General features: G+C 61.2%; 11 protein-coding genes. 10 read left to right on the plus strand and 1 reads right to left on the minus strand.

All coding sequences use genetic code 11. The features are described from left to right. On the minus strand, positions 1–440 hold a 440-nt coding region (locus VMS96_01755; protein HVP42123.1), incomplete at its 3' end, for a tRNA guanosine(34) transglycosylase Tgt. Between the two features lie 177 nt (positions 441–617). Between VMS96_01755 and VMS96_01760 the strand changes: the two genes are divergently transcribed. The 10 genes from VMS96_01760 to VMS96_01805 all read left to right on the plus strand — a co-directional run bounded on the left by VMS96_01760 (position 618) and on the right by VMS96_01805 (position 8862). Then, on the plus strand, positions 618–881 hold the full coding sequence (locus VMS96_01760; GenBank protein ID HVP42124.1) for a hypothetical protein: 264 nt from the start codon (positions 618–620) through the stop codon (positions 879–881). Between the two features lie 77 nt (positions 882–958). Continuing rightward, a complete protein-coding gene (gene thrS, locus VMS96_01765; GenBank protein ID HVP42125.1) occupies positions 959–2926 on the plus strand; it encodes a threonine--tRNA ligase in 1968 nt (655 codons plus the stop codon). After that, complete coding sequence (locus VMS96_01770; GenBank protein HVP42126.1) at positions 2923–3396, plus strand: hypothetical protein; 474 nt, start codon at positions 2923–2925, stop codon at positions 3394–3396. Before thrS ends, VMS96_01770 begins: the two co-directional genes overlap by 4 nt. A 96-nt stretch (positions 3397–3492) precedes the next feature. Beyond that, positions 3493–4188, plus strand: coding sequence for a hypothetical protein (locus tag VMS96_01775; GenBank protein ID HVP42127.1), 696 nt, complete (start codon positions 3493–3495; stop codon positions 4186–4188). Positions 4189–4259: 71 nt separating this feature from the next. Beyond that, the gene (locus VMS96_01780; GenBank protein ID HVP42128.1) at positions 4260–4745 is read left to right on the plus strand and encodes an adenosine-specific kinase; all 486 of its coding nucleotides are present in this window, start codon (positions 4260–4262) and stop codon (positions 4743–4745) included. Positions 4746–4880: 135 nt separating this feature from the next. Next, positions 4881–6431, plus strand: a complete 1551-nt coding sequence (locus tag VMS96_01785; protein HVP42129.1) for an acyl-CoA carboxylase subunit beta — start codon at positions 4881–4883, stop codon at positions 6429–6431. A 70-nt stretch (positions 6432–6501) separates the two neighbouring features. Continuing rightward, complete coding sequence (tcmP, locus tag VMS96_01790; protein ID HVP42130.1) at positions 6502–7044, plus strand: three-Cys-motif partner protein TcmP; 543 nt, start codon at positions 6502–6504, stop codon at positions 7042–7044. A 28-nt stretch (positions 7045–7072) separates the two neighbouring features. Then, complete coding sequence (locus VMS96_01795; GenBank protein HVP42131.1) at positions 7073–7345, plus strand: hypothetical protein; 273 nt, start codon at positions 7073–7075, stop codon at positions 7343–7345. A 7-nt stretch (positions 7346–7352) separates the two neighbouring features. Next, positions 7353–8192 carry a phage Gp37/Gp68 family protein gene (locus tag VMS96_01800; GenBank protein HVP42132.1) on the plus strand — a complete coding sequence of 280 codons (840 nt, stop codon included), beginning with the start codon at positions 7353–7355 and terminating at the stop codon, positions 8190–8192. Positions 8193–8304: 112 nt separating this feature from the next. Next, the gene (locus VMS96_01805) at positions 8305–8862 is read left to right on the plus strand and encodes a DUF1264 domain-containing protein (protein ID HVP42133.1); all 558 of its coding nucleotides are present in this window, start codon (positions 8305–8307) and stop codon (positions 8860–8862) included. The last annotated feature ends 74 nt before the right edge of the window (positions 8863–8936 follow it).

Raw genomic sequence — 8936 nt, forward strand, 5'->3', positions numbered from 1 at the left:
CACTCGTCGAAGGCCATGATGATGTCCGCACCCAGATCGATCTGCGCCTGGGTGGCCGTTTCCGGCGACAGGAAGAGCGACGAGCCGTCCAGGTGCGAGCGGAACGAGACGCCCTCTTCCGTGACTTTGCGCAGGTCGGAGAGGGAGAACACCTGATAGCCACCGGAGTCGGTGAGCAGGGCGCGGTCCCAGGCCATGAAGCGGTGCAGGCCTCCCAGCTTGCGAACCTGCGTCGTTCCCGGCCGGAGCAACAGGTGGTAGGTATTGCTGAGCAGGATGTTGACGCCCAGCTCTTCCAGCAGGTGCTGGGGCACGCCCTTGACCGTCGCCAGCGTCCCCACAGGCATGAAGACGGGGGTCTCCACCTCGCCGTGGGGCGTGATGAGGCGGCCGGCGCGGGCCGGGCCGCAGGTGGCCTCGATGCGGAATTCCAGGGACATGGGGGTTTGATTCTATCCGAGGTCTCTCCAAACCTATTGGCGTCATGCTGAGCGGCCCTAGCCGCGAAGCATCTCGCGTGGATCGCAAATGGATCGCCGCTGCACGCGAGCTCCTTCGGCGCTGAAGCGCTTCAGGATGACGCCTTTTTGCCGCACGGAAGGGTTAGAATGGCTCATATGAGCGCGGCAGCCAATTCGGCCAAAGCGGCGGCCATCGCGGTGGTGTTCGGCGTCGTGTCGGCCGCGTTCCTGGCGGTGCCCTTGTGGTTCCTGCTGGGGTTCTTCTTCGTGGTCTTCGGCGGCCACGTCAGCCGGGTCCAGATCTACATCGCCGTCCCCTGCGGCATCGCCTTCGGCGCCTGGGTGGGCGCGATGGCCTTCGACTACTTCCGCAAAGGCCTGGCGCACGACGAGCAGCGAACACGAACACGCCTGGTTTGATTCCCTCTTTCCACCGGCATTAAACTCAAGTTTTTGCGCACGGACGGGCCAAGCGGCTGTCCCACACAGGTTCTCATATGGCAGAGATGATCAGAATCAGGTTTCCCGACGGCAGCGAGAAGGAGGTGCCCAAGGGCACCAACGCGATGGAGATCGCGAAATCCATCAGCCCCCGGCTGGCCCAGGCGGCACTGGTGGCCAAGGTCAAGCCGCTGGGGTCGTCGAACGGCGACCGGCTGGTGGACCTGACCCGGCCCCTGGAGCAGGACGCCGAAGTCCGCATCCTCACCGAGAAGGACCCGGAGGCGCTCGAAGTCTTCCGCCATTCGTCGGCGCACCTGCTGGCGGCGGCGGTACTGGAGTTGTTCCCCGAGACCAAGCTCGGCCATGGCCCCGCCACCGAAAGCGGGTTCTTCTATGACTTCTACCGCGAGAAGCCCTTCACCCCGGAGGACCTGGACAAGATCGAGAAGAAGATGGCGGAGCTGGTGCAGCAGGACATCCCCTACGCCCAGGACTTCCTGCCGCGCAAGGAGGGGCTGGAGAGGTTCAAGGCGGAGGGCGATTTCATGAAGTGCCATTTCATCGAGCAGTTCACCGCGCCCGAGGAGAAGATTTCGCTCTACCGCACCGGCAAGTTCGTGGACTTCTGTCGCGGGCCGCACCTGCCTTCGACCGGCAAGATCAAGGCCTTCAAGCTGCTCAACATCGCCGGCGCCTACTGGCTGGGGAACGAGAAGAACCCGCAGCTGCAGCGCATCTACGGCACCTCGTTCTATTCCAAGAAGGAGCTGGACGAGTTCCTGCACAAGATCGAGGAGGCGAAGAAGCGCGACCACCGGGTGCTGGGCAAGCAGCTCGACCTGTTCTCCATCCAGGAGCTGGCCGGGCCGGGGCTGATCTTCTGGCACCCCAAGGGCGGGCTCATCCGCAAGGTGATGGAGGACTGGCTGCGCGAGGAGTACCTGAAGCGCGGCTACGCCCTGGTGTACACGCCGCACGTCGCCCGCCGCCAGCTGTGGCAGACCTCGGGACACGAGGGCTATTACGTCGAGAACATGTTCGACGTCATGGAGCTGGACGACGCCGAGTACCGCATGAAGCCCATGAATTGCCCCTTCCACATCCTGATCTACAAGGATGCGCTGCGCTCCTACCGCGACCTGCCCATCCGCCTGGGCGAGCTGGGCACGGTGTACCGCTACGAGCGCTCGGGGGTGATGCACGGGCTGCTGCGTGTCCGCGGCTTCACCCAGGACGACGCTCACATCTTCTGCACCCCGCAGCAGATCGAAGACGAGATCGTGGGCTGCATGGATTTCGCCCTGGCCGTGCTGCACACCTTCGGCTTCGAGGAGTTCCAGGTGGAGCTCTCTACCTGGAACCCGGAAGACCGCAAGAACTTCCTGGGCAGCGATGAGCAGTGGACGCTGGCCAACCGCTCGCTGGAGAGCGCGCTGCAACGGCGCAACATCGAGTACAAGATCATCCCCGGGGAGGCTGCGTTCTACGGCCCCAAGATCGACGTCAAGCTGGTGGACGCCATCGGCCGGCTGTGGCAGCTCTCCACCATCCAGTTCGATTTCAACCTGCCGCAGCGTTTCGCGCTGGAGTACGTGGGCGAGGACGGGCAGCGGCATCAGCCGTTGATGGTGCATCGCGCGCTCTACGGCTCGGTGGAGCGCTTCTTCGGCGTGCTCATCGAGCATTATGCCGGGGCGTTCCCGGTGTGGCTGTCGCCGGTGCAGACGGCAATCGTGCCTATCAGCGAGCGGCACCTGGAGTACGCCAACAAGGTCGCGGAGCAGTTGAAGGCCGCCGCTGTGCGGGTCGAGGTGGACGGGCGCAACGAGAAGATGAATGCCAAGATCCGCGAGCACGCGCTGCAGAAGGTGCCGTTCATCCTGGTGGTCGGCGACAAGGAAGCCGAGGCGGGCAAGGTCAACGTCCGCACCCGGGGCAAGGAAAAGACCGAGGACATGGCGGCAGCGGAGTTCGTGGCCAAGATCGCGAAGCTGATCGCCGACAAGGCGCCGTCGGTATGAAGCAAATGACTCTAGACCGAGTGTTCACGTTTGGCGATAAACTGAGTTTCCTCATTCCTCACGACTGGATCGAAGAGGAAGAAGATGGCAACTATTTGTATCACCTCCCGAAATGCCGTTCCGGCTGGTTCCGTGCCAGCCTCTTCACACTCAAGTCTACTGGTATGGCGAGCCGACAACGCATCGTTCACGAGATGCGCTCCGACCCAGAGGAGGAGGGGCGTGAGTTCTTCGAAGCTGGAGACAATGTCGTCGAAGCGTGGGTGAACCACACTACTCAGGACGGCGTGGACATTGCCGTGTACTACTGGGCTGTTGGTAATTGTCCCTCCTCAAATGCGCAAATGAAGGCGCTTTTTTCGTACACGGTTCTCGAAGAGGATGTAGGCAAGCCGGAAACCGATGCCATGCTCCAGCTCCTGGAAGAACTCACCTCCACCGCACAGTTCAAGGCTCCGACGCCGTCCTAGGCCTTGCGGTCTGACTTCGGAGAGCGGCAGTTGTCAGCTATTGCTGAACTCGGTTCCACAGGACACGCCGGTGCTGATTAGGAGTAGAGTAGGCCCATGCGCGACCATCGGTTCCCCGGTCCCCGCGGCGGCGCCTCGTGGAGAGTCCGTCTCATCGGCTGCCTGGTGGTCTTGCTTTATGCGGTGAGCATGCTGGGCGTGCTGCGCGTATTGGCCCAGGAGTCGAAGCCTGCCACCCCGCCTCCGCCGGCCGTGCCCGGGGGATTGCAGGACCTGGTCCGGGAACAATTCGGAGAATGCTTCAAGGTCTCCATGGAGCGCACGACTATCGGGGTGAAGTATCTGCATCCGCAGGCGGGGCTGCCCTGGCGGCCGTTCCTGGCCGCCGACCTGGACGGCGACGGCGTCGAGGACGCCGTGATCGTGGCCCGCTGCGCCACGCCCATGGCGGACGCCGGCGGATATGAGTACAAGGTCGTGGACCCGTACTTCGCCAACTACGGCTACGGCGACCCCCGCATCACCGGCCAATTCAACGCCTCCGACCCCAACCGGCAGAACCTGATCCTGATCATCCACGGCGAAGGCAAGGAAGCCTGGCGCGCCAGCAAGCCCAAGGCGAAGTTCGTGGTCATCAACGCGCCCTTCGATTCCCTGAACCTGACCAAGGTGGCGCGCAAGAAGGGCGTCATCGTCCCCGCAATCAGCCTGGTGGAGACCGAGGGCCTGGTTTCCAGCCTCTTCTGGGACGGCAAGAAGTGGCATTGGCAGGAAGCCACCAACACGCAATAGCTCCGCAGCCTACCCCCGCTTGAAACTTCGAAGGTGAGACTTCATGATGTCCCGGTCATGGGGAGGACATCATGCTGGAAATGGAAGCGGTGCGCATCGAGTTCCCTTCCGACGCCAACGTCATCATCGGGCAGACGCACTTCATCAAGACCATCGAAGACATCTACGAGGCGGTCACCACCACGGTGCCGGGCGGGCAGTTCGGGGTAGCGTTCAACGAAGCCTCGGGGCCGTGCCTGGTGCGCGCCGACGGCAACGACGAAGAACTGAAGCAGGTGGCGATCCGGAACGCGCAGGCCATCGCCGCCGGACACATCTTCGTGCTCATCCTGCGCAAGGCCTATCCTATCAACTTGCTGAACACCATTCGCGCCGTGCCCGAGGTGTGCTCGATCTACTGCGCCACTGCCAACCCCCTGGAAGTCATCGTGGCCAGGAGCGGTCAGGGACGCGGCATCCTGGGTGTCATCGACGGCAGCGCGCCCAAGGGTGTCGAGGGGCCGAACGACATCGTGGCGCGGAAGGAGTTCCTGCGAAAGATCGGGTACAAACGCTAGCTGCCAGGAGGCAGGCGGCAGGGCTCCGCTTTTTCCTGCCTCCTGCTTCCTGCCTCCTGCCTCCTGCCTGGTTGGTTGATTTGTGACACGCATCACACGCTGCTGGCCGCCCCGGCCATCTATAATCGGCAGCCTATGAAGCTGGAAGAAAAACTCCAAGAGTTGAAGAAGCGCGATTCCCTGGCCGAGGCCGGCGGGGGCGAGGAACGCCGCGCCAAGCAGCACAAGGAAGGCAAGATGTCGGCGCGCGAGCGCATCGCCTTCCTGCTCGACGAAGGCACCTTCGAAGAGACCGACAAGCTGGTCACCCACCGCTGCACCGACTTCGGCATGGGCGAGCAGAAGACCTACGGCGACGGCTTCGTCACCGGCTACGGCCGCATCGAGGGCCGGCTGGTCTTCGTCTTCGCCCAGGACTTCACCGTCTTCGGCGGCTCGCTGTCGGAGGCCAATGCTTCCAAGATCGTGAAGATCATGGACACCGCCATGCGCGTGGGCGCGCCGGTGATCGGCCTGAACGACTCCGGCGGGGCGCGCATCCAAGAAGGCGTGATGTCGCTGGCCGGCTACGCCGACATCTTCCTGCGCAACACCCTGGCTTCCGGCGTGGTGCCGCAGATCTCGGCCATCCTCGGTCCCTGCGCCGGCGGCGCCGTGTACTCGCCCGCCATCACCGACTTCATCCTCATGGTGGACAAGACTTCGTACATGTTCATCACCGGCCCGGACGTCATCAAGGCGGTCACCCTCGAGGAGGTCACCAAGGACAAGCTGGGCGGGCCGGAGACGCACAACGAGGTCTCGGGCGTGGCCCACTTCCGGGCACATGACGATGCCGAGTGCCTGTCCATGATCCGCGAGCTGCTCAGCTTCATCCCCTCGAACAATCTCGAGGACCCGCCGCGCAAGCCCTGCACCGACCCCATCGACCGCGCCGACGTCCGGCTCGACACCATGGTTCCTTCGGAATCCAACAAGCCCTACGACATCAAGGACGTGATCAACGCAGTGATCGATGACGGCTACTTCTTCGAGGTGCACGAGCACTACGCCAGGAACATCGTGGTCGGTTTCGCGCGGCTCAACGGTCGCAGCGTGGGCGTGGTCGCCAACCAGCCGGCGGTGCTGGCCGGATGCCTCGACATCGACGCCTCGGTCAAGGGCGCGCGCTTCGTGCGCTTCTGCGACGCCTTCAACATCCCGCTCATCACCTTCGAGGACGTGCCCGGCTTCCTGCCCGGCACCAAGCAGGAGTACGGCGGCATCATCAAGCACGGCGCCAAGCTGCTGTACGCCTTCGCCGAGGCCACCGTGCCCAAGATCACGGTCATCACCCGCAAGGCCTATGGCGGCGCGTACTGCGTCATGGCCTCCAAACACATCCGCTGCGACGTGAATTACGCCTGGCCGACGGCAGAGGTCGCGGTCATGGGGCCGGAGGGCGCGGTGGACATCGTGTACAAGCGCGAGCTGTCCAAGGCGGCGAGCAAAGAGGAAGAGCGGCAGAAGCTGATCGAGCAGTTCCGCGACCGCTTCGCCAATCCCTATGTGGTGGCTGAGCGCGGCTATGTGGACGCCGTCATCCAGCCGCGCGAGACCCGCAAGAAACTCATCGACGCACTGGAGATGCTCGACACCAAGCGCGACAAGAACCCCCCTAAGAAGCACGGGAACATTCCGCTGTGAGGGCATACAGTCGGCCACTTGAATTCCTGATCCTTTGAGCCGTACACTCATAGGCGAATAAAAAGCGAATATGGAAGTGTCCCTGCCAGAACCGATTGAGGATGGCTTGCCTACGCCGGAGGTAGGACCCTGGGCTGAAGACAAGTATCGAATTGTCTCGATGTACTCGGGTATGTTTGCGACGGGGATGAAGAAGAAATGGCATGCGCGGGTTTACATCGACTTGTATTCGGGCGCAGGGCAAGTGCGCGTCAAGAGCACGCCTCGCTTACTGTTCGGCTCCCCTTTGTTGGCGCTGCAAGTCCGAGATCCCTTCGACAAGTACGTATTCTGTGAGGAAGACCCAACACTCCTCAAGGCCTTGGAAGCGCGCTCTAAGAGAATCGCTCCTCAGGCCGCAACATCATTCATTCCCGGAAGTTGTGACGAACGGGTCAAGGATATCGTTGCAGCGATACCTTTACCTTCAAAGAACCAGACTGTATTGAGCCTTTGCTTCGTCGATCCATTCCACTTGGGTCTTCACTTTCAAACACTCGAAACACTTGCGGCAAGGTTTACGGACTTCCTTGTCCTACTTTGCTTTGTATATGGATGCGAACAGGAACTATGAGCTTTATCACCAAGAGAAGTCGAAGAAAGTGGACTTGTTCTTGGGGGATTCTAAATGGCGACAGCAATGGGCAAAGTCACAGGCTGCAGGCATCTCCTTCCCCATGTTCCTTGCTGATGCATTCTCCGAGAGAATGGAAAGTTTGGGCTACCTTCCCCCGCCCAGAATGAAAATCGTTCGTTCCAACGAGAAGAATCTGCCGTTGTATCATCTCGCGATCTTCTCGCGGCATACGCGGGCATACGAATTCTGGGGTGATGTCTTGAAATACAGCACCGACCAACTCGGACTTGGCTTCTGAGGTTCCGATGTCACTAAACTCTTCGATCGAGTGGACGGACGCTACCTGGAATCCAGTGCGCGGCTGCACGAAGGTCAGTCCGGGCTGTAAGCACTGTTACGCGGAAACGTTCGCAGAGCGATTCAGGGGCGTTCCCGGCCATCCCTACGGGCAAGGGTTCGACTTACGACTGGTCCCCGAAAAACTGACCGAGCCTCTCGCCTGGCATTCTCCGAAGCTAGTGTTCGTGAATTCGATGAGTGACCTTTTTCATGAAGGAGTACCCGACGCCTATATCGAAGCCGTCGCCCGGGTCATGGCAGTTGCCAACTGGCATACGTACCAAGTTTTGACTAAGCGCTCTGAGCGGATGCGCAATCTCTTGAAAACGCGGTTGCGCTTTGCCGCGGAGGAACCGCACATTTGGTGGGGCGTCAGCGTCGAGAACCGTGAATACGGCGTTCCTCGAATCCATGACTTGCAGAATTCCCCTGCGGAAGCAAGATTCCTATCAGTGGAACCGCTGTTGGAACACCTCGGTGAAATCGATCTTTCCGGAATTAGCTGGGTGATCGTCGGCGGAGAAAGCGGCCCCGGTGCGAGGCGGTTGGAACGCGAGTGGGTCGTTTCATTGCGGAACCAGTGTCGGATGTGCGGTGTACCCTTCTTCTTTAAGCAGTGGGGCGGGACAAGAAAGAAGAGGCACGGACGTTTGTTGGATGGGAGAACCTATGACGAGTACCCGAGGCGAGTCAGCACTGCGGTGCCGTCCCCCGACCAACGTGGTTCAATCGCCAGTCTCCTTTCCCGATTCGTCAATGCCGTGCTTAGTCCCGGTGGAATGCAAGAAATCTCTGTCATGATCTAACTGCGACGGCCTCCCGTCCGTCCCCTTTTCCCTCTTGACCCGCTCACTGCTGTGCCACTACTCTTCCGCCGCTTCCAACCGGGCTCATTCCAAGACAACATCAGGAGGACGTATGCGAAAGATCCTCTTCCTGGGGCTAGTTGCGGCCTGTGCTCTGGCGGTCTATGCCCAGCAACACGGCATGGCGCCGAAGATCGAAGGCCAGGCGGCGGCCGGCGTGATGAAGCCGTCGCAGGGCTACGATGTGCACGTGCTCGCGCCTCATCTGGTGGATGGCAAGCAGATGGGGCCTTACCATCACTATTGCAAGGTACATGCCCCGGACCCGATCATCGTCTGCCTCATCTACGACGAGGCCGAGCCCAATGCCCTGCTCTCGCAGGTGGAGTGGATCTACGCCAAGAAGCTCACCCGCAACCAGGTCAGCCTCAAGGACTGGAACAGGAACTGGCACGACCACCAGATCGAGATCTCCGGCGGCCGGGTGAAGGTGCTGGACATGCCCGAGGCCGATGCGAAGAAGGTGGCGGAGCTGGTCTCCACCACCGACGTACTCATCTACAACTTCTACTTCGACGGCAAGGTCCCGAACGGCAAGATGAGCATCGCCCAGGCGGTGGGCCACAAGCCCATGACCGAAGCGGAGTGGAAGAGCTACGAAAAGAAATAGCGCAGGCAGCAGTCGGCAGCTTTGTCGAGCTACTAACTACCAGCTACTAGCTGCTATTTTTTCTTCAGCTCTTC

Source organism: Terriglobales bacterium (assembly GCA_035543055.1).
Taxonomy (GTDB): domain Bacteria; phylum Acidobacteriota; class Terriglobia; order Terriglobales; family Acidobacteriaceae; genus JAIQFD01.